Here is a 22,488-nt window from a genome sequence, read left to right as displayed (position 1 = left end):
AGTATCTATTAAAATGCGGTAGGTTAGGGGAGTAAACCATGAAATCTAAATTTCAATTTATCGTATCGATGATTATTTTTGGCACCATCGGTTTAGTTGTGCGTTACATTGATTTAGCGGCGAGTGAAAGAGCTCTACTAAGTAGTTTCCTAGGATGCTTATTTTTACTACTCATCTTCTCCATTATGAAGAAAAAAATATCCTGGAATTTAGTAAAAACGAATGCTTTATTTTTGATTTTCTCAGGCGTTGCATTGGGAGGAAACTGGATTTTTCTCTATCAATCCTACGACCACACATCACTTGCCAATGCCACGCTAGGGTATTACTTTGCACCAGTATTTGTAATGATACTTTCACCTGTTGTACTTAGGGAACAATTATCCATTAAAAAAATAATCTGCATTGTCATTGCAATGATCGGTATGATAATGATTGTAGGAGAAGGGGTGAGTGCATCGGAATCAGATGATTTCCTTGGACTTATCTTTGGATTGATTGCAGCAGCTTTTTATGCTGCATTGTTACTTTTAAACAAATTTATTAAAGAGATGGACAAGCTAGAGCTGACCATTATTCAACTTGGAACGACTGCATTATTACTGCTGCCGTATGTTTTTTTGACAGAGGGCTTTGGGATTTTTGGATTATCAAGCGCATCTATTCCTTTTATTTTAATTTTAGGTATCGTTAATACAGGGATTGGATTTTGGTTGTTTTTCTCGGGAATGGAGAAATTGAAAGGGCAGAGTATTGCGATGCTCAGTTATGTCGATCCTTTTGTAGCTATTTTGATTTCTGCAATGATATTGCAAGAGCAAATGACCCTAGTTCAAATTATGGGCGGGGTATTCTTATTAGGTTCTACCTTTGTTAGCGAAATTCGATCCTTTAACTTTTCAAAACAACTCATGAAAAAACAAATAGAGTAACAATTTATCACGGAAGACTTAAATCGATATGACATGGTATTTAACATTTATAAAAGTTATTCAATTACTAAGACAACAATCAGCCAATTTTATTTGGACTGATTGTTGTTTTTTTAAACTCTCCATTATTCTTTCTAGTTTGATAAGATGCTTGTGCTCCTTAATGAGTTTTCTCCGAAACATTGATTGCGATTATACGATTTAGCTAAGAGAGTTTAATAACTTCAATATATCGATACATACCCTTTAACATAACAGATTCATCTCTTATAATTTTGAGCCTATGATCATTTTGGTTAAACAACTCCTCAAAACTTCGACCAATATCTGTTCCTAACATACTTATAAATGGCCTTACCAATTTTTTTGATAGCGTTAGTTTTTGATTTTTAGGAGCAAATTTATCAAAGATAAGAATTCTACCATCCTTCTTTAAAACTCGTATCATCTCTTCAAAGCATTTATTTTCATTAGGAACCACAGAAAGAATTAAACTAGCTACAATATAGTCAAATGATTCATCTGCAAAAGACATTTTTTGAGCATCCATTTCTAAAAAATTGATAGAAGAGTGCTCGAATTTATGTTTAGCTTTCGCTAGCATATCAGGAGAATAATCAATAGCTGTTATATCATAATCAACATAGTTGATTAATTCTAAATCAGCACCAGTACCAATACCTACATAGAGGATTTTTTGCTTACGCTGAAAAGGTACTTCTTGAAAAATCCTCTTTCTAGTCTTTAAAAAAGCACCTGTGTTAAAAAGTTTATCGTAAAAGGAAGAGCCAATTTTATAGATAATTTTGTTCCACGTATTATTCAATGCAACATCCAACCTTTCTACAGAGGGTATGAGCTTCTAAAATCCTGTGCACCCTCCGAAAATAGGAGTGACCTACATCCATCCACCAATAATTATAATAAATAAGTATGTATACTATCCTTTATCTGGGTTTGTTAGCCCTAAAGCCATTACTCCAGCTAAGATTTGCCCTGTACAAGTGTCCAGCCAGTTGCGAAACCTGTCCCAAATTTAAACTGATATTCCTTTTCAGAAAGTAAAAAATCTAACTTGAAGATGCCTACGTTTATTAGCTGAAGAGAGACCCATATTTTTAAAAATTTTTGACAGACATATTAGGTAGTGCTACTATGTTTGACACACATATTAGTGATATCGAATATGATCATATCAAAACATATTAGCTAAGTCTAATATGAATTGGAGGAGATTTTGTGACAGAAAAAAATATTGATTTAAAAATCAAACTAATTCATGGATTTTCAAATAAGGTAAGACTTCAAATTTTAGAGTGTATCAAAGAGAAAGAGAAGACAGTATCTCAAATCGTCGAGGAATTAAAGGGTAATCAGTCTAATATCTCTCAACACTTAGCCTGTTTAAAAGGGTGTGGCATTATTGTTGGTCGTAATGAAGGAAAATATTGCTACTATAGTTTGAGAAATGAGCGTATTCGCGAACTTCTTGAAATGTTTGATACGGTTTTAGTAGATGTTCATGCTGATGTCGCGTGCTGTGTAAACCATGTAGATTAAAGGGAAGTTAAATATAGGCAAGGTTTGTAGTACTGAGTAAGATGGGAAGTACACTCACTAATCGGGTTAGTGGTCGTAAAGGTTTGATCAAGGTTAATCCAAAGTAGAAAACTACCTGATGTAGTGTAATGTTAATCTGAATAGGAATTAAAAAAGGGTTACTGAGATAATGTAACCCTTATTGAGGGAGGTCGTGACGGTCAACTAACGCCACCACCGTATAAGTGCGTGCGATACACTCAATACTAATTTGTGCAAACAAAGGCTAATTATACATAAAAAAAGCAGCGTCGTCACACGCTACAGTGATTTAATGAACATGATTAGGAAGAATTATAAAAAATTTTTCAAATGGACGGATAAACATGTTATGTGATTCATAAAGAGTTTAACAAAGATTATGAATGGAATCATGCTATAAAATAAATGTTCGAGACAGAAGAAAACTTATGTCAAAATGGTGGATGGGAAGATATCAATCTATTTACTAATTTCATATTCTGGCATTTACATACTTTATAATTATTATTTTAGTAATATTTTATGTTTACTTAATATGTGAGCTAATAATAATAAGTGTTATACCTGTAAATAAGCAAATGATTCTTGTCACAGGTATTTTATCTGCTAGTCCAAATAATGCAATTGCTGTCGTTACGATTAAAACGGTTGGCCCAACCAAAGCAAGCATTGTATTAATATAAAATGCTTTTTCTAGATTATTTAACTTTAGCATCAACAATCCAGCACTTACTTCAATACTCCCAGACAATACACGTAAAATAACCATAGCAAGAACCGACTTTTCAATAATTGTCATCATCCTATCTTTATAGAAAATTTAATATAATTCCATCATGAATGGAATAATAGATGTTTGTTTTAATGAAATACTAAAATCAATATATGTCTGATTCGTATCTAATATTCTTATTAGATAATGCTTTATATGAAGTGATTTTCTAGTTAAAAGTTCAAAGAATTAAAATCAGTTTTATAAATCCATTTTCTGTTTTTAATAGGAAATAGTATGGGAAAAATAGTTCTTTCAATGGTACTTAAAAAAGATGCAGGTTTTACAAATATCTTAATTAATTGAGGGGATTTGCTAGTAGCCTTGGAGCTAGATTAAAATATGGAGCAAAACAAGCACTCAAAAAACTATTAGTAAGTTGAGGATTCCAGTAGCCCTAGGTGAAAAAAGATATCCCTTCTTCAACTAAAGGAGCTTTACTTCAATAAGGAGTGGAAGGAAACTTATCATCACTATATTGAAAGAATGTCAGAAATAAAGTCTGCAGTAAACGAACTGATATTAATTAAGAAACAGTCCCTTCAAATTTGAAAGGAGCTCATTAGGTAGGGGGGCATTGTTTTATTTTACAAGTTTAATGTGGAGCTTTTGTTTGAAGTAGCTTTAACCCCATACAAATAAATATCATTCCCGTTATTTTATTCAGAAGCATACCTAATTTTTGGTTTCCTCTTAGTTTTTTAGTAACGTACGAGGAGAAATAAGCAACAAATAAACACTATAGGAGTTCAGTTGCTGTAAATGTAAGCCCTAATATTAAAAAAGGAGCAGGATCTGATGCTTTTACATCTATAAACTGCGGAAGAAAAGCAATAATAAATAACGAGACTTTTGGATTCGTTAAAACTGGTTAAAAGACCTTGTATATAAATTTTTCTTAAGTTTAATTTACTAGATGACGTTTCAAAACCTATGTTTGATTTATCAAATACCATTTTAATTCCTAGATAAACGAGATAAATTACATCAATAATCTTAAGCCAAAAGAAACAAATAACGTATGAACCAAAGAGCCAGTAATAATACCGAATACAGAATAAACACCAGCTCTTTTACCTTGTGAAATACTTCTATCAACAATATACATGGTATCAGCACCTCCATCTGTTTTTGGGGTGCCCTTATCGATATTAAAGTAATTGAAAGAGAATTTAATCTGCCACAATAAATAAGAGCATGTTTTGAACAATCTTTTCAAAACATGCTCTTTAGATTTGCTCTCATATCAAGGTTGATATCATTAATTTAATCCAACATGATTATAATGCTAGTCTATTCTTATGAAATAGTAAGAGAGAAGAATAGATGGTTAGACAAGAGTCATTCACCTTCAAAAAATCGCGTCTATAATTCAGACATCAATGAATTATAAAAGGAGCAATCAATAGAATTTATGGAAAGGTTGATCAAATAATTAACAAATCCAACACCCACCTGTTCTCAGCACTTACAATCGCAATTGTTACAAGTCGGTAACGGATATTTTGGAGTTATTTTTAAAAATTGAACCTTTCTTGAATTGATAATCGTCTAATAGAAGAATTTGGGAGCAGGTTGAGAAGGAGGGAAGTAGATTGGGTAGTGAAGAAAATGATTTCATACTAGAAAAATTGATGATTGATTATGGTAATGAGTTGGTACGATTAGCGTTTTCATATGTGAAAGATGCAGAGATTGCGAAGGACATGGTTCAAAATACGTTTATCAAATGTTACAAAAACCTTGATTCATTTCGCTTTGACGCACAAATTAAAACATGGCTTTATCGTATTACCATTAACGAATGTAAGGACTATTTGAAAAGTTGGAATTACAAAATGGTACACGTAAAAAGTTTTATTAATGAAACGGCGAAGTCAATATTACCTTCAACAGAAAAAACAGTACTTGATAAATACAATAATGAAGAAATTAAAGATACGATTTTTTCTCTACCAAAAGTATATCGGGAAGTGGTTTATCTATACTACTACGATTCATTGACGACTGATGAAATTGCCAATGTTTTAGATGTTTCGGTAAATACAGTGAAAACTCGATTAAGAAGAGCAAAACAACGATTAGAGTCGATGATAAAGGAGGCAGAAGTTAATGAATGAGAAACGTTCAAAAACTAACTTTTCTAATAAGTTAAATCAAGAACTACAATTTACGAAAGAAGATCGTCAAAAAGTATTTGAACAAATCAAGAAAATAGACAGGGATTCTCATATGCAAAAAAAGTCACCTATTTTCCTACAAAAATTTGCACCAGTAACAATTTCTATATTAATAATAGGTCTATGTTTATTTTTATTTTTGCCATCATTATTCCCTGGAAATCTGACTAAAGAATCTAATATACGTACTACAAGTAACCAAGTGGTTGAAGAAGAGAAGGTTTCAACTACATTAATTACGGTGAAATCAAAAGAGATGGACAATAGAATTTATCTAAATCTATTACTTACTTATAATAAAGATAAAAAGATGATGAAAGTTGTATCATTCCCTGCTGAGACATATGCACCAGTATCGACTAATAATGATGGGACACCTTTGTACGATAAATTATTGTTTGCATATAAATTTGGGGGCGCTGATAATGTAAAAACGACTGTTTCAAAATTAGTAGCTTTACCAATTGATTATTATTCAGTAATTGATGTGGAAACTATTTCAACGCTCATTGATTCTGTAAATGGATTAGAATACGATTTGTCAGAAGATATTCGAGTGAGAGCAATCACACAAGTAGCATTTGAATTTGAAAAAGGATTACAGAGTTTTAGCGGTGAAGAAGTTATCGCATTGTTAATGGCAGCCACAGAAGGTGTAAATCTAAATGAAGAAAATCTCGTAAATCTATTGCAAGCTATAATTAATAAAATGGAAGTTGAAATGTCACCAGTACAATTAAAAAAAATGTTTACTCAAATGGAAACGAATACATCACTTGATTCATTGTTAGAAAATCAGCTAGAAATTCAGTCAATAAAATTGGTTTCTTTAAGCAACGGAATGCAAACGGATTCAATAACATTAAGTGAGACTGAGGGTAAATTTTATTATAAATTTGAAAAAGATTTTTTAAATACTATATCAGATAATTTAACGACCTTTAACTAAGTATAATATACAAACACATACAAAATAACGTTCCCAAATCAAAGTTTGGAAACACTTGAAAAAGCCATGAGCGTGAACTGCACTCCCATTGTTAGACACAATTTAATAATGGGGGTGCAGTTCATTTTCGTGGCTTTTTCTATAAATTTTATTTATACAGCTTATTATGCAAGAAGCGAAAACACTAGATACACTAATATTTAGACGTTTATGGCTTGCCGTTCGATGTATATTTCTTAGTGTTGTCAATCCGCATTTCCCTTGCAGCACTCCGTCAATAGAAAAAATTAAACTTATTCTGAGAGGAAATAAAGAATTGATCGTTATAGTAGTAAGGAGGTGAATCAGATGGAGATAGATGAAGTGATTGCACGAGTAAAGAACGGAGAAGATCATTGCTTTGCATATATTATCAAACATTATGAACAGAAAGTATTTACCACTGTTATACGAATTGTTCGTAATCGTACAGTTGCAGAAGATATCGTTCAGGATATTTTTATTAAGGTGTACTATAACCTACATAAGTATGAAAAAAAAGGGTCGTTTAATGCATGGCTCTATCGGATTGTTGTCAATAAGTGTTTTGATTATTTAAGAAAATATAAGCAGCAAGCAAGATCAATAGATATGGATATAGCAGACGGTCGTTATCCAGAAAAAATTCTATTATTACGTGAGAAAAATGAGCAATTAGAACAACTCCTACAGCAGCTAGATGAAACCGAGTATTTTGTGTTGTTGCTAAAATTTGTGAACGGGCTTCGCTACGATGAAATTAGTGAAGTGCTTCAAATTTCTATGAACGAAGTACGTAACAAACTGCACCGTAGTAAAAGAAAATTAAGATCAATCGGAACTACAAAGGGAGGTTATTTTTATGAAATGTGATTCGTTACTGATAGAAGATTATGTGGAAGGCTTTTTAGAAGCTAATGAGTTGGAGAAACTTGAAGCCCATTTGCAAACCTGTAAAAGTTGTCAAAATGAATACCAGCAATTAAGAAATGAGCAGCAAACTTTATTTGCACAGCTTAATACTCCAATTATTAAACATAGTAGTCAAGCGGATCTAATTATGCAGCTTATTCAAACAAATACTAAGCGTAAGAAAGTGTGGCATAGTTTGAAAATTAGTGTAATTAGTGCTGCAGTTCTGGTCTTAAGTTTCGGACTTTATTATTGGAATCGAATGCCCAGTGAAGTTGCACAGCCAATTGATGAACCAGCGGAATTAATCGAACCTAACAGTGGTGACCAGGAGGTACTTAAAACAAGTGAACAAAACCAAAACCCTAGCTTAGATGCACCGTTTTTGGATGTTTCAATCGAGCAAGTGGTTAATGATGGAGAAAACATGGATATTGAATTTCGTGTAAAATTCAATGATGAAAATCAGCGTTATTATGAAAATTTATACAGTCAAATGCTAACTCGTTATGAATATGATGAATTTCTAAATCCACCAATTGATAAAATGGAAGATTTCTTTTTCGGTGAAGTTCGGACAAATGTCCATTTTGCCCTTAAAAATGATGCGGGTGAATTGATTGCAGGGCATAGATTAAAAGAAAAACCGTTAATCAATAGTTCTTCTAGTGGGAGGGGAACTAATGTATTAGGTGAAATGATTTATTCGGTTTCTGTCCCAAGCTATACTAAGTCAACTGTATTAGAAGTGTTTGCTATGGAAAAAATTGTGCACAATTTAAATGAGACGCAAGTAAATCCGCAACAGCCGCAACCATTTCAATTTGAAAACGCAGAATATACAGTAGATTCAATGGAAATTGAAAATAATTCATTGCACATTCAAATTTCTACGGAAGGTGAGCCAAAGATAAGGCCGATGGGATGGAATATTGTAATCGATAATCGCTTAGTTGTTGCTGATAGAAATTCTAGTAAATTTGATGAAAAACGTACTAATAATCGTACCATTTATAGAGCACAATTTAACGATTTACAAAATATACCGCACACTTTCAAAATAGTGCCTTCTACTGTGAAAATAACAGAAGAGATTGATCCGATACGGTTGAAATTAAATTAGTGGTAAAAAACTTTACAGTGAGAGCCTTTTAATGAGAAGAAAAAATCTGTATAAAATATGATATAAGACTTTTTTAATTGTAAGTTAAAAAACGAACTTCAATCTGGCGCGATTTTGTAATCAGGATTAGCGCTCGATCTCATTATAGAGCCATTTACTTGAGTAACATATTTAATCAAAATTGTTATGGAGCAAAGAAATTGTGAAAATTTCCACTTAAACTAAAGGAGCAGGTTAGTTTTATTAGGTGTTTGTTTTATCATTAAACAATAAAGATAGATGATCAAAGAAAAGAAGTAAGACAATTTAATATTGGTTTCGATGAACCGCAGCGTAAGATATGAAAAAGTCATTCCCTCCATAAGCGGAGAGAATGACTTTCCTTCATAAATCGCAAAACTGCTGATTATAGTTTTGTCCAACGTTCCTCTAACCAGTTCATAAATTGTTCACCTTTGTCGCCTTCATACGCGTCAAAGACATCTAAACGCATACGTTTTAGTTTATCCGCAAAGTCTGCCACTGTATGGTCCTTCGGCAAGCTCTTTTTAACACGCAGGAAAATTTTTTCTGTTCCTTTAATAATATCAAAACGTGCAGGTGATGGCTTCTCTACGTCCTCGCCAAACGCCGCAAGTGCTTCATAGGCTGCTAATTGCACCTTGTTGACAGTATCATGCTGCATACGATTTTTTAATAAATCTATGATTTTGTCATGTTGATAAGCTGATAACTTTTCGACTGCGTCTAAACGCTCTCGCCAGCTAGACGTATAATTGGCCTGTTTTTTTAATGTTTCATACTGCTCTGGTAATGCTGTTTCAAATTGTTTCAAGTAATTGCACCTCTTTTTTTAACTAGAGGAAAAATGAATTCTTCTTCTGTTTCTCTTATTATACGTTGTTTTGGTGAAAATAGCGAAGAATCGAAGGGAAGGATATATATAGAATATGGCAACTAACTACATTGAGGTGAAACGTATCAAAATTATGTACTATTCTTTATTAGATTTGCCATTCTTCTTAAACTAACTCCAATCGGGCGCTTTTCTGATATAAGGAAAGCGTCCTTCTTCATGAAATGCCATTTAATTGAATAACACTTCTAAATTAAAAATGGGATTTTATGTTAATCTTGATGTGAGTTTGTAAAACAATGTGCTTAAGCCAAAGGGGCAGTTTAGTTAGTATTTATTTATTTTTTACATATACTGTATAATTTGGAGTTGGAATATTTAAGTTTGAGTATTTCTAAAGAATTACTTTGGGAGGGGAGTAGTTGTTATATTTAGCTTTATTTATTGGTGTCATTTCAATTGTAATTACGGATAAGCTTACTCGAGCTTTTAAATTATCAAGCATTTGGGTGGTGCTTGGTCAAATCAGTGCGTCACTTGTAATCATAATGGTCGGAAACCTCGAGGTTAATCAAATTAGTCTAGGTAATAACTTTGAAATAGGGTATTTGACGGTTCCATTTACTTTATTACTTCTTGTAAGTTTTACAAATGTAATGAATGTAGAAAAAGTGCAAAATTCTTCTATATTGCTGTTGCCATTCGTTTCTTAGATAAAGCAAAACTGGTTGAATTAAGAAGTTATCCAGACGGAACTTTAAATTCAGTTCAGGATATTTTAACTTATAATGCGAAGCAATTAAAAATTGTAAAATAAAAGTGAAGTTTAAGTACGTAAGTAACCTTAATACTTGAGTATGGTATTACTAGTCACATCTAAACAGGTGTGGCTGTTTAGTTTTTAATAAAACAGTAGAGCAACAATTAAAGTAATACCTATAATAGGGGAAAAATATGATGAAAAGACAATTTGATCAGAGTGATTTATATAGTGAATCTACTTAGAGTGCATTACAATTTACATTTTATTTTATCTATGAGCAGAAGTTTTATCTCATAGTTTAAGCTAAACAATTTCAATCAAATGGTGATATATTGTTTTAATAACAAAGCAATCCCGTTTATCCAATAGAAAAACGGGATTGAGGATTACGTTATATAGAAACATGATTAATACAATTAATTTTATTCAGAGGTAGATTCAATTCCTTCTTCTGTTCGTGGATGTTCGTCAAGATATGGAGATAAATAGGCTTCCCTTAATTCATGTCGCATCCATCCCATAATTCCTATAACAAAAGTGAATACAATTATAGATCCTAGAAAAGCACTTGTAGAATCTTTATAACCTGCTGCATATAGTAGCATACAAAGAATGACAGTCAATACAATAGAAATGATGAGTAAAGATGTTAACAATAAATCCTCGCCTAAATAAAGCATACGAATATCCGTATCAAATGAAAATAATAATAAGAAACCAGCTACCAACTGTACAATTGTAATCCAAAAGCCTACTTTTGCACCAAGAAGTTTTAATGATTGCTCATGTTCCTCTAATCTCTTCTGCTTTCGCTTCTGAAAAGTAAAATAGACAAACATATAAAATCCACCTGTTGCTAAACTTGCTAGCATGAAATGAAGGTAACGTTGCCAAATTTGAGGATAATAAAATAAGCTTTCAAAAAAACCATTTGCTTCTCCCCAACGATCAGGATATAACATAGAAGTTACATTGACAATAAAAATAAGGGGTACAAAGAATAAAATCAACATTGCCAATAAACCAATACTAATATGAAGTAATTTTTTGGTTTGATATTTATCCCAAGTGAACTTGTAAATGTATAACAGAAGAAATGCAGTAATCAATAGGATTAATAAACTCATCCAAGCCTTTCCTATTAAAATAGTTGAAGAATAAAAATATTGTGTATACAAGACACTCACAATTAGTAATGGGCCAACTCCTAGAACGACTGCAATACTCTTATGTATTGAAGCATGAAATGAACAAATTTGCGCCATTTTATCAAATAAACTATTTTTTTTGATCATACTCGTAATTTCTAATCCAACTGCTCCTGCAGTCAATGAGATTGTAAAATTCACGAAAATGATATGAAAAATAAATGTCGCAACGATAAGAATTTCTAGTAACCCAATAGGTGCAGGTATTGGTAAAGGGTTATCTGAAGAAATTAAAGCAAAACTTAAATACTTCATTTTGTAGACACCTCTTTTTCTTCTTCAAGTACTGTTAAAATATAAGTAGCTAAAGCTTCTATTTCTTTTTCAGTTCCCATAAATGGAGGCATTGCTACTTGTGCATAATGCATATTCGGAACAAAGGACATAATGGCTTCCTTATCCCAACCTTCCATTCTACTAGACAAGGCTCTTGTATCTCTCCATCCATCTATTGTATGACAGGTAATACATTGACCAACGAATACATCTCTACCCGCTTCCACCATATTGTTGTCATTTACTTCTTTTTCTTTTGCCCATGTAGCATTAGCCAGAAAACCTTCTTTTTTTAGTTTTTCTTCATTTTTTGCTAACATCCCATTCGCATACATATAGTTATAGATAATATAGGGTTTTCTTACAGTTTCCCTTACTACTTCAAATTCCCCAATAAAACCGATGGATGAGAACATCACTGCTATTGATAGAATCCACGGGACTGTTTTTGGACTTTTTACAAGCCATACTAAGAAAATAATAAGTATACTAAATCCTAAGATATTTAAACTTTTGAAGATGACCTCGGACATCCCTGTAGACCAGACAATCATATTATAAGCTTCAGTTGGAATGGCCCATAAATACCATAACCCTGTGATAAAAGTCATAGGTAAAGAGATAGCACCCCAGAATGCAAATACACGAAAAACTTCTGTACGTAAAGCCTTATCTTTAATACGCCAACGGATAAAAAATGATACTAAAGATATTGCCAACATGATTGCTAAAAACATGCGGAATCCAAGTGAAGGGAAGTAGGTTGGATTGAGAAATGCATTCCAAAATGAAAAAGTTTCAATCCAACGCCCTGGTGTTAATTTTGCAGCTAAGACACCCGTAATGATCACCATTGTTACCCATGAAGCAACACTTAGTGCTACGCCCAGCATGATATGTTTACGTTTACGTTCGCCTTCTTTCCATTTATCCCAAGTATAATAGTAAATAATAAGTATAATTACTTCTGAGATAAACGCTCCCCATTCAACCACCCATGCCCAGAAAAAAATACGCAATAAAGAAGAAATTGAATCTGGTTGTATAACTGTGGTTGAAAACCAAATTCCTACTCCGGTCATCGCTCCTATAGTTGTAGTAATGATTAAAACCCACTTCAACATTGTTTTTGCTACTTGATCTAATTTCTCATTCTTCTTTTTCATCGCTCGATATTCAGTCGATACAACTAAAACAGAAGTACCTATCGCGACGCCATGGCTAATTATCACATGAATAATTGCAATAAGAGCAATCACAGTGCCATTACCAAACCATGTATAATCCACGGATGGAAAATTCATATTACCCTCTTCCTTTCATTTTTTAATCAAATGCAATGCAATCATACAAAATAGTTTTGAAAATCGAATGAGTAATATGTGAAATTGAAAGGAACTATATTTCATTGTTTTGTCAAAATAGTTTAAGTAACAAGAATTTCTTTATACTGGGTTCTCTTTATTAGCCCTTTTTTTATAGCAGTCCCATAGGTTATACTAATGAAATTCTATTTTTTGTTGCTTAAAGTTCATTTGAATTTCTCAATTGTTTTTTATAATGGTCATGTTAATAGGAACAATATAGTTAAAAAATGAAGCTTTTTTACAAATAGGAGGAAGGATATGAGTATATGGAGTAAGCAAGCTAGTCCACCATTATATATATATGGAACTGAGGCTAATCGATTTATTACCTCAGCAGTTCAATATTTTCCTAAACAAGCCAAAATTGCTGCCTATGAAGAGAAAGAGGGAGCGAACGCGGTTTTTTTAGCGAAGCTTGGACACCAGATAACAGTTTATGATTCAACTTCATCTGGTCTAGCAAAGGTGCAGTTATTAGCAAGAATGAATGGTGTATCAATCATTACAATAAGAGCAGATTTAATAGAGTATGAGCTACCTCAAGAAACTTATGATGGCGCAATTATGGTATTTGGTCATTTTCAGCACAAATTCCAATTAGTGATATTGGAAAAAATAATGAACTCTATTAAATTAAATGGTGTTTTTATGTTTGAGGTCTATGAATATGCGCAGCTTTTATACAATACAGGAGGACCAAACGAAATGGCTTATTTATATAATGCTGAAGATATATTAAGGTGGGCTAGGCGTTATAAGCTAAAACATTACTTCACAGGGGAAGTAGAACAATATGAAGTTTCTTTCCAAACAAATACTCGCCGTGTCATACAAGTTATTGTAGAAAAATAAGACATTTATTTTACAATTCAAAATACATTTTTTTAAGATCTCAAAGAAATAATAAGGTGGTGGTAGGAGCGAATCTTCACGTAATCCATTTTAACTATTCAAAAAGAATATAATTGTCACTTTAATTTCTAATTTTTTTCACAACTTTTTAGTAAAGTGTATATGTCTAGTAAAATAATTACTTTGGAGGTAAAGGTATGAAGAAAATTTTTCTAGTTGTTCCATTTATGCTAGCTCTTTATGCATGTAATGAGGATAGTACAACAGAAACGAACAAAGACGCTAAACAGGAGCCCAAACATGAAGAGGTTGTTTCAGAGCAACCGAAGAATGAAGTTACATATTTAGCATCCACTGCTGAGTGGGAAATAGATGATCGTCTACAAGAGCCAGCAGAGGATACTGTTTGTGAAATGTGTAATATGAAAGTATATACAAAGGACCATGACCTAGGCGTTTTTTCTGCGCAATCTGTTAAACCTGATGGATCGATTGCATTTTATGACGACATTGGCTGTTTATTAAATGCGGAGTTGGTTCAAAATCAAACGAATGAAAAATTTGTGAGAGATTATATAACATTAAATTGGATAGATGTTGAGGAAGCTACAGCTGTTAAAACGGATATGAAATCCCCTATGAACTGGGGGTATATATTCTTTGCCTTTGAAGAAGATGCAAAAGCTTATATTTCAGAAAATCCAACCGCAAAAGTTGAAGAATTAGACGTAATTAAACAAGCAGCAAAAGAACGTCGTGAAAAAATGATGCAAGAAAAAGGGGACCATGAACAACATAGTGAGGACCAGCATGGAACTGAAGAAACACATAGTCACTAATATGAAAAAGGGCAGTTTACTTGCCCTTTTTTTCTGCATAGTTGGATTTTCAACACCTGCATATGCTCAGAGCGTACAACAGCAGATTGATAGTCTCTCATCGGGTGAGATTTTAGAGCTAGAACCAGGACTATATTCAGAAAATTTATTAATAAAAGAACCTATTAAAATAAACGGAAACAAAGGTGTTAAATTCACTGGGAAAATAGAAATTAAAGCTGATGATGTAGAGATTAGTGGCATTCAATTTCTTGGAGAGCAAGGCATTGTTGCAAAAAAAGTTAAAAACATAAAAATCACCCAAAATTCTTTTCAAACAAAAAGGTTTCCTATTTACTTCGATGGTGTAGAAAATAGTGAAATTGCTGAAGTAGACGTTATTGGTAAATCTGGTCATTATTCAGAAAAAAGCCATGGTATTTCTCTTTATAACTCTAAAGGTATTCATATTAAAAATAGTACTATTACACAAACACAAGATGGGATTTACTTAGAGAATAGCAGACAAGTTACAATCGAAAAAAACACGATTACGTATGGACGTTACGGGACTCATATCATGTATGGTAGCGATATGAAATTGCTTCATAATAACTACTCCGATCATATAACAGGGGTAATGTCCATGATGGCAAATAATGTAGATATAGAAGAGAACACAATTAAACATCAAAATGCTTTAAATAGTTCTGGCATTACACTTTATCAAACTTCAAAAGTAAATGTGGTCCATAATATCATTCGTGAAAATTCTATAGCAGTTCAATTACAGCAGGCAGATACGGTAGATATGTCCAGTAATATATTTGCTAGTAATTTATTAGTATTTAAAAATATTCAGCCAAAAGATGTCCTTGTTACAAACAATCAACTTTATGGAAATGTGCTCGTTGCTTCAAGTGGTTCCCAAGGCATAACACTTAGAGCGAATGTTTATGATGATTACGAAGGGGAAGACTTCGATGAGGATGGCTATGGCGATAGTGTTTACATTGCAACGTCTACTTTCGGCAAATGGGTATTAAAAAACGAATATTATCAATATTTTATTGGGAGTACAGCCACAGGATTATTAGAAAAGATGGATAACAAAATATCAGAACCAAATGCTCTAATGGATGCGCAACCCATTGTTCGTGAGGGTCAGCCTTGGCAATTATCCTTTTCAGGAAAACATTTTAGCATTGGCGTTGCTTTACTGATTGTACTAGTTTTTAGTTGGAGGAAATTGAAATGAAAAAGATCATTTTATTAGTAGTAATAGGACTTTTTTTGATGGGTTGTTCGGAGAAGACAATAGAACCTCGGGATATTGATCCTGAGACGGATATTTGTATTGTGTGTAACATGGGTATCACGCATCCTGATTATGCAGGGCAAGTAATTTTCAAAAATAATGATTATCTAGTATTTGATGATTTAGGTTGTTTAATTGAATATTTAAAAAGTCCAGAGCAAGAAGTAGCCGCAGCTTATATCAAATCAAATGATAAGCAAGAATGGATAGATGTGAAGACGGCTGCTTATTTATATAACGAGGATTATTGGACACCCATGAATTATGGTGTACTTGCCTTTGCGTCAATTGGGGACGCAGCAATTTATGAGCAAGAAAATGGTGCTGGTAAGCCACTTGGATACGAAGAATTAGTAACGTCATTTAATTGGGGTGTGCATGAACATTGATTAAATCGGAAATAAAGCAGCTTTTCCGGAGTAAGTGGATTTACATGTTGCTTGGTATTTTTATTGTATTATTTGTTGCTATTTTGATGTTGCAACAATTAAACACGGATGCAGGTGGCTTCGATCGCTTTCAAGCCTCTCTCTTAAATTTATTACTTTTTTTGTTTCCTTTATTTATTTTGACAATAGGGGCAATGAGTATAGCTGCTGATATAGAATCAGGATGGTATCAATTAATTCGATCATATCCCGTTAGTATCGCACATTATTTAGGGGCAAAATATGTCGCATTAGTATCCATTTTTTTATTCGCTTTAGCAACTACAGAAGCAGTTATTTTAATTGTAGGAGCTTTCTTTGGTGGCGTTCATATAGATAGTCAGTTTATTGTATTAACAACAGTTATTATCGTTGTTTTTAGTGCTATAAGTGTAATGATTGGCGCTTTTTCCATACATCGATTACAGGCATTAGGTTTTAGTCTAGGGCTATGGGCAGTTTTTACATTATTGAGTAATTATGTAGTAATGGCAATTGGAACCATTATTCCAAAACATGTCTATGAAAAAATAATTTATACACATGTTCATATTAATATTATTGAGTGGCTCCGATATGTCTATTTAATTCAAATAGAACAAACAGGCATCTTAGGGAAGTCGTTTTATTATTTAACACAGTTTTATGAAACTAGTCTAGGAATTGGTTTGATAATAGGTATCACAATAGTATGGTGGTTTATTCCACTTTGTCTTGCTTTTTTAAAGTTGAAACGTAAGGAGAGCTATAGATGATAGAGCTACAAGAGGTTGTGATTACATATCGTAAAGGACAACAAATTGGTCCAGTTACCTATCAACTTACAAGTGGGAAAATTGTAGCATTAGTGGGAGAGAACGGTGCTGGAAAAAGTACGCTAATGAAACTGATTATGGGACAATTACCATTAGATAAAGGGACTATAACAGGCATTCCTCAAGGCCGAGTTCGATATATGCCTGATGATCTAAACTTTCCAACTACATTAAAAGTGAAAGAAATTATTGAGCTTTTAGGTAAGTTAAAGGGTATTACTAGTAGGAGTCAAGATGATATTTTACAGTTAGTTGATCTATTCGAGCATAAAAATAGTTTTGTTAGTGAGCTTTCAAAAGGAATGAGACAACGTTTAAACTTTGCCCAAAGCCTGTTAGGCGAATGTGATGTGTATATTTTAGATGAACCTACCAATGGTCTAGATCCATATTGGATCAACAGAGTGAAATCAATTTTAAAGGAGGAAAGAGATAAAGGTCAATTGATCTTGTACTCTACTCACTTACTATCAACAGTAGAGGAAATTGCAGATGAAGTAATTTTCATTCATAAAGGTAAAATTCTTGCTTCTGGTAATATTTCAAGTTTAAAAAGACAATATGCTGAAGAATCTTTAGAATCCCTATGGTTGAAATTGTATTTAGGGGAGGATTTGTCATGAAAAATTGGCTTTCAGCATGTGTTATTTTAATTTTAATTGGTATTGTCTTTATTAACTATTTACCTTCAGATAAAGCAGAAACTTCTAAAGAGATTATAGATAGCACAGTTAAATCAACAGATATAAAACTTTCAGATAGAGCAGTGCGAAATTTTGAATTGCCAAATCTCAGAGGCGAACCAAAAACATTATACAATTATCTAGGTAAACCGGTTGTCCTTGTATTTTGGGCTACCTGGTGTGGACCTTGTAATGAGGAAATGCCACGCTTGCAAAATTATTATGACACAAAAAAAGATGTACAGATTGTCACAGTCAATGCAACTGATACTGAAGCAAGTATAGAAACGGTAACTAAATATGCTACTAAAAAGGGATGGGATTTACCTATTTTATTGGATGAAACTGGGGATATCCGAAAGCGATTCGGTGGTTTTACAATACCAACTACAATATTTCTAAGCGCCAATGGAGAGATTGTTCATGAAGTTTATGGACCTATTGATGAGCAATATATAGACAATATTATTAGTGAACTATAATACGATAAAAACAGGTGCTAATTGTGTTTTAGCACCTGTTTCTTAATAGTAATTACTTCTTCAAATAGCTGTTTTTTTCTTTTTTGTAATCAAAATAAACAGTTCAATTATAACAACTAAAATAAGAGAAATACCGAAGAGTGGCATAATAATGCCTAGCAAAATCATGAAAATACAAAATGGAATAGATATTTCTTTTGGCATAGGTGGTGCAGAAATCATCCCTTTTTGTCTACGTAATAACCATGTTTTAAAGCCAAGATAAATTAAATATAAAAACGCAAGACAAATCAATAGATTGATTATTTTATTTGGCCAACCAAATAGATGCCCTTCATGAAGTGGGATACCCCATGTAAACCATTTTCCTAAAATACCATATTCATCGTATCCGACTGATGAGATAAGTGAGCCAGTGTATTGGTCAAAATAATTAGTTATTTCTTCATTTGGATTTACATCCAGTCCTGTTATACCTGTGTTTGACCCCTTAGCAACAGTAAAAACGCCTTCTTCCGAACTAGGTAAAATAATAGAGTATGGTTTAGAAATATTTTCACTGTCCACATGCTTCATCAAATCGCCGACTGACATCGCATATTCATTTGAATAATCAACAACACCATGAGCTCCTCCATGACCTGCATGACCTGAATGGTCTTGGGTAGTAGAAGTTGGCGTTTCATTTTTGCGAGTAGCCCATGGAATTTCATTAATATCAGATGTTGGTGGATTTTGTTGCAATTCTGGAATCCCAATGGACGGATTTTGTTGTGCTGCTGTATAAATAAAATTCCCCATAAATGCTGACCATGGCAATCCTGTGAAAATAATTGCAATCATAGGTATGGTAATAATCACACCGAGGATACTGTGCCATCTACGTGACCGAATACGAGATGTTTCTGTTTGCACTTTCTTCCATACTTTCTTTCTAAAGGTCATGTATAAACCTGAGAGTAATAAGAAGATAGCCCAGCATGCAGCTAGCTCCACTAAGTAGTTTACGAATGTCCCACCTATAAATAGAGAGCTATGGAGATTTCGCATAATATTCGAAAATGTGTAATTTGCATCCTGACTATCGACTACCTGATAATTATCATCTAAAAAGACATACTTTTGTTCGCCTTCACTGTTGGTCAGTGTTAAGCGGGTATTATAAGGTTCGTCTAAAACTATTACTTTACTAACTTTATAGTCACTAAATTTTGCTTTTGCCTGTTCAATTCCTTCATCAATTGTAATATTTGTTGTTTCTTTACTATCACCAAAGAAAGCATCAGAATAGAGCTTGTTCTCTACATCTGTGTAGAATAAGTAGCCTATTCCACTGATTGTTAAAGTAAGCAAGAGGGGAGTAATAAATAATCCAGCAAAAAAATGCCATCGCCAAAATCGATTGTATAAGTTCTTCATAAAGCCTCCTAAAAATAGATAATTTCACTTACATGAATACTATACATTTGAAATGTGAAATGTAGATGATATTTTTGAGGAGAATTTATGTTTAAATAAAAGAAATATATTATTTCGAGGGAAAAAGTTCTTTTAGATAAACTAAATATTAATATTATATAGTCGCTAATTCCTTTTTAGATTTTGTAAAAGTGAGATTGTCCTGAATATTGTAGACCAGTAAAAATAGACATAAATTGAAAAAAACGTTTCATCTAAAGTAAATAGGCGTGTTCTAACTCAATTTGGTAATTTTGTTTTAAGAGAGGATAGATGCTTATGTAAAGGTTATAAGCGGAGTTTTCTACACATTGATAGACGAAAAAAACCTTCTTACCCTTTAATTTTGCCAACTTAGACTAAATACATTTCTAAATCATAAACCATCGATTAAATTGAAAGTATGAAAAGTAAATGAAGCGAGGGATGGGCAATATGATAAATGTAAATAGATCATTGTTTGGCATAATCATTGTTGTCGGAATTGTATTTTGCGTATTTGTCATCATAAATAGGCCAATATCAAAAGCGGCAGTTTCTGAAGAAATTAACACACGTTTAACAAAAATAGTTGAAAAAGATGAAACATTGTCTAGTGCATTATTAACAATTTACTCCAACAAGACAGGTTATTTCGAACAGTTTGCAGTAGGAACTAAAAATCAATATTCGGAACTACCTGTTCAAATCGATAGTCGTTATCATTCAGCCAGTATTGGAAAAACCATGTGTGCTACAGTGTTTGGCATATTATCTGACGAGGGTAAAATCAACTTAAACGATAAAATCAGTTCTTGGCTAGATGATGATATTCTTAAGGGATTATTTGTCGTAGATGGCACGGATTATAGTGATCAGGTAACATTGAAACATTTACTTAGTCATACATCAGGAATTGGCGATTATTTTGAAGGTCCAGTAAAAAGCGGGAAGCCTATGCTGGAAATCATTTCATCCAATCCAGATCTTTTATTTACACCAGAAGAATTGATTGCATTTACTAGAGAAAACCAGATTCCAGTGGGGAAGCCAGGACAACAATTTTATTATTCAGATACGGGATATATCTTACTTGGATTTATTCTAGAAGCTATCGAGGAAAAACCTTACTCAGTAATCTTAGAAGATAGGATATTTCAGCCATTGGGCATGACTGAGAGTTACTTCATGTTCTATAATGATAAGCCTACTGATATCATTGGAATTTATATGAATGAAATTGACTTTAGCAACAAAAACGCTTTATCCATAGACTGGGCAGGAGGCGGTGTTGTTACCACTATGAATGACCTCTTAACATTCATGATGGCATTAGAAAATGGAACCATTCTTTCTGATGATGTTTATAGTCAAATGACTGACTTTTCAAACATCTATACAAAGGGTATTTATTATGGAATGGGTATGATGTATTTTGATTTTAGCGAGTTATCTTTACTGTTAAAATTAAGCTCAATGACAGATCTTTATGGCGGTGTAGGAGTTACAGGAACTTATATGTTATATGATAAAGAAAAGGATACTTATTTTATAGCTAATTTTGGATCACTTGATTATGGAGAAAAAGGCTTAGAAGAATTAGTTAAAATAAGAATGATTTACGATAGAATGAATATAGATTAAATACGTCTTAAGTTGTTATTAGGAGACATACGATGGTTCAATTATTGTGTTCAAATAAAGTTTATGAAAAATTAAAAAAAGAACTATCCAAGTACCAAATTGAAATCAAGCCAGATAGTAGTTTAGTACTCGTAGAAAAAGGATATGACATACCAGACGGAAAGTTGAGTGTCGTATTTGATGGCATTGATTACATGAATGTGATAAAACTATTGATTACGGGCATTCGAGAAGACCTGCATTTTATAAATACTATTGTAGGTTTTAGAGATAATAAATTTGAAGTAATAGAACCTATAGATGTTTTTTATCTAGAAGCAGGTCCCAATGGTATTACGGCATTTACTGAGTTTAATCGGTACAGTATAAAAGAAACCTTACAATATTATGAAAACGTGTGGGGTATAAAAGGATTTATACGAATTAATAAATCACAACTCGTTAATTTGCTGCATGTGAAAGAAATTATCCCCTGGTTTAACTCCAGATATGTATTGAGAATGGAAAATAACACTGAACTGGAAGTATCGAAAATGTTCTCAAAAAAGCTTAGAAGTACGCTAAAAATATAGGAGATCACTTATGGAGAAAATTCATTTAGAAAATATCATAAAGTCAATTATTCTTGGTCTCTTCATCGGGATTATACTACAGTTTTCTGATAATACGAACATAAAATTTTCGTATAGAGTTTTAGCGATATTAGCCAGCGGATGTGTAGGGTTCTTTATTGGCTTAGTGACAGAATGGCTAACAGCAATATTACCAATTAGCATGGCAAATGCCCGAACCTACTTCTTAATAAACAATTTGATTGCATTAATTGTGACTACAGTGATTATGATGTCTTTAATTATTATCACAAATAGCGAAATGGTGAAAAAGGGAGAATTCATCTCGGTCTTATTGATTGTGCTTGGCATTATATGTTTAGCAAACCTAAGTGATTATATGATGTATCGGCGTGCCCAAAATAAATTGAGAAAATTCAAAGCAATGATTAAAGATACTAAGTATTAGCTCCAAAAATAGTGATGGATGGTGCGAGCTGGTAACCGAAATGTTTTTGCTGTA

General features: G+C 32.8%; 23 protein-coding genes and 1 pseudogene. 17 read left to right on the top strand and 7 right to left on the bottom strand.

What is annotated here, in order from left to right; translation table 11 throughout:
• The first annotated feature begins 38 nt into the window (after positions 1-38).
• Positions 39-932: a DMT family transporter gene (locus tag RCJ95_RS21250; RefSeq protein ID WP_337977135.1), complete on the top strand. Its 894-nt coding sequence runs from the start codon at positions 39-41 to the stop codon at positions 930-932.
• A 205-nt stretch (positions 933-1,137) separates the two neighbouring features.
• Here the strand turns inward: RCJ95_RS21250 and RCJ95_RS21245 are convergent, their stop codons facing one another.
• On the bottom strand, positions 1,138-1,758 hold the full coding sequence (locus RCJ95_RS21245; protein ID WP_221683312.1) for a class I SAM-dependent methyltransferase: 621 nt from the start codon (positions 1,756-1,758) through the stop codon (positions 1,138-1,140).
• A gap of 413 nt (positions 1,759-2,171) precedes the next feature.
• Between RCJ95_RS21245 and RCJ95_RS21240 the strand changes: the two genes are divergently transcribed.
• Positions 2,172-2,492: an ArsR/SmtB family transcription factor gene (locus RCJ95_RS21240; RefSeq protein ID WP_004230401.1), complete on the top strand. Its 321-nt coding sequence runs from the start codon at positions 2,172-2,174 to the stop codon at positions 2,490-2,492.
• A gap of 547 nt (positions 2,493-3,039) precedes the next feature.
• On the opposite strand, the gene RCJ95_RS21235 is transcribed toward RCJ95_RS21240, so the two are convergent.
• Positions 3,040-3,315, bottom strand: a complete 276-nt coding sequence (locus tag RCJ95_RS21235; protein WP_009371666.1) for a YqhV family protein — start codon at positions 3,313-3,315, stop codon at positions 3,040-3,042.
• Positions 3,316-3,880: 565 nt separating this feature from the next.
• Positions 3,881-4,405 (bottom strand): annotated as a pseudogene (locus RCJ95_RS21230) (LysE family translocator); the annotation flags it as partial.
• Positions 4,406-4,880: 475 nt separating this feature from the next.
• Here RCJ95_RS21230 and RCJ95_RS21225 point away from each other — a divergent pair.
• The 4 genes from RCJ95_RS21225 (at position 4,881) to RCJ95_RS21210 (ending at position 8,467) form a co-directional block, all read left to right on the top strand.
• Positions 4,881-5,405, top strand: a complete 525-nt coding sequence (locus RCJ95_RS21225) for a sigma-70 family RNA polymerase sigma factor (RefSeq protein ID WP_221683310.1) — start codon at positions 4,881-4,883, stop codon at positions 5,403-5,405.
• Positions 5,398-6,414: an LCP family protein gene (locus RCJ95_RS21220; protein WP_221683309.1), complete on the top strand. Its 1,017-nt coding sequence runs from the start codon at positions 5,398-5,400 to the stop codon at positions 6,412-6,414. Before RCJ95_RS21225 ends, RCJ95_RS21220 begins: the two co-directional genes overlap by 8 nt.
• 348 nt (positions 6,415-6,762) lie before the next feature.
• Entirely contained in the window at positions 6,763-7,305 is a 543-nt protein-coding gene (locus tag RCJ95_RS21215) for an RNA polymerase sigma factor (RefSeq protein ID WP_202342226.1), read from the top strand.
• The gene (locus RCJ95_RS21210) at positions 7,295-8,467 is read left to right on the top strand and encodes an anti-sigma factor (protein WP_221683308.1); all 1,173 of its coding nucleotides are present in this window, start codon (positions 7,295-7,297) and stop codon (positions 8,465-8,467) included. The genes RCJ95_RS21215 and RCJ95_RS21210 overlap by 11 nt, the downstream gene beginning before the upstream one ends.
• A 406-nt stretch (positions 8,468-8,873) precedes the next feature.
• Here the strand turns inward: RCJ95_RS21210 and RCJ95_RS21205 are convergent, their stop codons facing one another.
• A complete protein-coding gene (locus RCJ95_RS21205; protein ID WP_004230391.1) occupies positions 8,874-9,302 on the bottom strand; it encodes a HEAT repeat domain-containing protein in 429 nt (142 codons plus the stop codon).
• Positions 9,303-9,745: 443 nt separating this feature from the next.
• On the opposite strand from RCJ95_RS21205, the gene RCJ95_RS21200 reads away from it, so the two are divergent.
• Complete coding sequence (locus RCJ95_RS21200) at positions 9,746-10,036, top strand: hypothetical protein (protein ID WP_274768991.1); 291 nt, start codon at positions 9,746-9,748, stop codon at positions 10,034-10,036.
• Positions 10,037-10,508: 472 nt separating this feature from the next.
• On the opposite strand, the gene RCJ95_RS21195 is transcribed toward RCJ95_RS21200, so the two are convergent.
• The gene (locus RCJ95_RS21195) at positions 10,509-11,549 is read right to left on the bottom strand and encodes a cytochrome ubiquinol oxidase subunit I (RefSeq protein WP_221683306.1); all 1,041 of its coding nucleotides are present in this window, start codon (positions 11,547-11,549) and stop codon (positions 10,509-10,511) included.
• Positions 11,546-12,874 (bottom strand): c-type cytochrome, encoded by a 1,329-nt coding sequence (locus tag RCJ95_RS21190; RefSeq protein WP_312129289.1) that lies wholly within the window; start codon positions 12,872-12,874, stop codon positions 11,546-11,548. The genes RCJ95_RS21195 and RCJ95_RS21190 overlap by 4 nt, the downstream gene beginning before the upstream one ends.
• A gap of 321 nt (positions 12,875-13,195) precedes the next feature.
• On the opposite strand from RCJ95_RS21190, the gene RCJ95_RS21185 reads away from it, so the two are divergent.
• From RCJ95_RS21185 to RCJ95_RS21155, 7 genes are all read left to right on the top strand, one after another.
• Positions 13,196-13,789, top strand: coding sequence for a class I SAM-dependent methyltransferase (locus RCJ95_RS21185; RefSeq protein ID WP_274768988.1), 594 nt, complete (start codon positions 13,196-13,198; stop codon positions 13,787-13,789).
• 197 nt (positions 13,790-13,986) lie between these two features.
• On the top strand, positions 13,987-14,628 hold the full coding sequence (locus RCJ95_RS21180; RefSeq protein ID WP_221683303.1) for a nitrous oxide reductase accessory protein NosL: 642 nt from the start codon (positions 13,987-13,989) through the stop codon (positions 14,626-14,628).
• Positions 14,600-15,865, top strand: coding sequence for a right-handed parallel beta-helix repeat-containing protein (locus RCJ95_RS21175; protein ID WP_205443616.1), 1,266 nt, complete (start codon positions 14,600-14,602; stop codon positions 15,863-15,865). Before RCJ95_RS21180 ends, RCJ95_RS21175 begins: the two co-directional genes overlap by 29 nt.
• Positions 15,862-16,314 carry a nitrous oxide reductase accessory protein NosL gene (locus tag RCJ95_RS21170; RefSeq protein WP_004230382.1) on the top strand — a complete coding sequence of 151 codons (453 nt, stop codon included), beginning with the start codon at positions 15,862-15,864 and terminating at the stop codon, positions 16,312-16,314. The genes RCJ95_RS21175 and RCJ95_RS21170 overlap by 4 nt, the downstream gene beginning before the upstream one ends.
• 44 nt (positions 16,315-16,358) lie before the next feature.
• Positions 16,359-17,108: an ABC transporter permease gene (locus RCJ95_RS21165; RefSeq protein ID WP_312129292.1), complete on the top strand. Its 750-nt coding sequence runs from the start codon at positions 16,359-16,361 to the stop codon at positions 17,106-17,108.
• Entirely contained in the window at positions 17,105-17,791 is a 687-nt protein-coding gene (locus RCJ95_RS21160) for an ABC transporter ATP-binding protein (RefSeq protein WP_221683302.1), read from the top strand. The genes RCJ95_RS21165 and RCJ95_RS21160 overlap by 4 nt, the downstream gene beginning before the upstream one ends.
• The gene (locus tag RCJ95_RS21155; protein WP_313150216.1) at positions 17,788-18,333 is read left to right on the top strand and encodes a TlpA family protein disulfide reductase; all 546 of its coding nucleotides are present in this window, start codon (positions 17,788-17,790) and stop codon (positions 18,331-18,333) included. The genes RCJ95_RS21160 and RCJ95_RS21155 overlap by 4 nt, the downstream gene beginning before the upstream one ends.
• A 60-nt stretch (positions 18,334-18,393) precedes the next feature.
• On the opposite strand, the gene RCJ95_RS21150 is transcribed toward RCJ95_RS21155, so the two are convergent.
• Complete coding sequence (locus RCJ95_RS21150; RefSeq protein ID WP_274773394.1) at positions 18,394-19,752, bottom strand: PepSY-associated TM helix domain-containing protein; 1,359 nt, start codon at positions 19,750-19,752, stop codon at positions 18,394-18,396.
• A 474-nt stretch (positions 19,753-20,226) separates the two neighbouring features.
• Here RCJ95_RS21150 and RCJ95_RS21145 point away from each other — a divergent pair, with 474 nt between their 5' ends.
• The 3 genes from RCJ95_RS21145 to RCJ95_RS21135 are packed head-to-tail and all read left to right on the top strand — an operon-like array spanning position 20,227 to position 22,434.
• A complete protein-coding gene (locus RCJ95_RS21145) occupies positions 20,227-21,414 on the top strand; it encodes a serine hydrolase domain-containing protein (protein WP_446722749.1) in 1,188 nt (395 codons plus the stop codon).
• 32 nt (positions 21,415-21,446) lie between these two features.
• Positions 21,447-21,986, top strand: coding sequence for a LytTR family DNA-binding domain-containing protein (locus RCJ95_RS21140; protein WP_312129298.1), 540 nt, complete (start codon positions 21,447-21,449; stop codon positions 21,984-21,986).
• A gap of 10 nt (positions 21,987-21,996) precedes the next feature.
• A complete protein-coding gene (locus RCJ95_RS21135) occupies positions 21,997-22,434 on the top strand; it encodes a hypothetical protein (protein ID WP_312129299.1) in 438 nt (145 codons plus the stop codon).
• Positions 22,435-22,488 lie beyond the last annotated feature (54 nt).

The organism is Lysinibacillus sp. BSL11 (assembly GCF_052928325.1).
This window is presented reverse-complemented; position numbering and strand designations above follow the sequence as displayed.

What these genes read in the sequence shown, in the direction of transcription:
- RCJ95_RS21135 (WP_312129299.1), top strand. Translation starts at nt 21,997, where the DNA reads ATGGAGAAAATTCATTTAGAAAATATCATAAAGTCAATTATTCTTGGT.
- RCJ95_RS21220 (WP_221683309.1), top strand. Translation starts at nt 5,398, where the DNA reads ATGAATGAGAAACGTTCAAAAACTAACTTTTCTAATAAGTTAAATCAA.
- RCJ95_RS21160 (WP_221683302.1), top strand. Translation starts at nt 17,105, where the DNA reads ATGATAGAGCTACAAGAGGTTGTGATTACATATCGTAAAGGACAACAA.
- RCJ95_RS21140 (WP_312129298.1), top strand. Translation starts at nt 21,447, where the DNA reads ATGGTTCAATTATTGTGTTCAAATAAAGTTTATGAAAAATTAAAAAAA.
- RCJ95_RS21170 (WP_004230382.1), top strand. Translation starts at nt 15,862, where the DNA reads ATGAAAAAGATCATTTTATTAGTAGTAATAGGACTTTTTTTGATGGGT.
- RCJ95_RS21165 (WP_312129292.1), top strand. Translation starts at nt 16,359, where the DNA reads ATGTTGCTTGGTATTTTTATTGTATTATTTGTTGCTATTTTGATGTTG.
- RCJ95_RS21215 (WP_202342226.1), top strand. Translation starts at nt 6,763, where the DNA reads ATGGAGATAGATGAAGTGATTGCACGAGTAAAGAACGGAGAAGATCAT.
- RCJ95_RS21195 (WP_221683306.1), bottom strand. Translation starts at nt 11,549, where the DNA reads ATGAAGTATTTAAGTTTTGCTTTAATTTCTTCAGATAACCCTTTACCA.
- RCJ95_RS21250 (WP_337977135.1), top strand. Translation starts at nt 39, where the DNA reads ATGAAATCTAAATTTCAATTTATCGTATCGATGATTATTTTTGGCACC.
- RCJ95_RS21180 (WP_221683303.1), top strand. Translation starts at nt 13,987, where the DNA reads ATGAAGAAAATTTTTCTAGTTGTTCCATTTATGCTAGCTCTTTATGCA.
- RCJ95_RS21210 (WP_221683308.1), top strand. Translation starts at nt 7,295, where the DNA reads ATGAAATGTGATTCGTTACTGATAGAAGATTATGTGGAAGGCTTTTTA.
- RCJ95_RS21235 (WP_009371666.1), bottom strand. Translation starts at nt 3,315, where the DNA reads ATGATGACAATTATTGAAAAGTCGGTTCTTGCTATGGTTATTTTACGT.
- RCJ95_RS21145 (WP_446722749.1), top strand. Translation starts at nt 20,227, where the DNA reads ATGATAAATGTAAATAGATCATTGTTTGGCATAATCATTGTTGTCGGA.
- RCJ95_RS21185 (WP_274768988.1), top strand. Translation starts at nt 13,196, where the DNA reads ATGAGTATATGGAGTAAGCAAGCTAGTCCACCATTATATATATATGGA.
- RCJ95_RS21155 (WP_313150216.1), top strand. Translation starts at nt 17,788, where the DNA reads ATGAAAAATTGGCTTTCAGCATGTGTTATTTTAATTTTAATTGGTATT.
- RCJ95_RS21175 (WP_205443616.1), top strand. Translation starts at nt 14,600, where the DNA reads ATGGAACTGAAGAAACACATAGTCACTAATATGAAAAAGGGCAGTTTA.
- RCJ95_RS21150 (WP_274773394.1), bottom strand. Translation starts at nt 19,752, where the DNA reads ATGAAGAACTTATACAATCGATTTTGGCGATGGCATTTTTTTGCTGGA.
- RCJ95_RS21190 (WP_312129289.1), bottom strand. Translation starts at nt 12,874, where the DNA reads ATGAATTTTCCATCCGTGGATTATACATGGTTTGGTAATGGCACTGTG.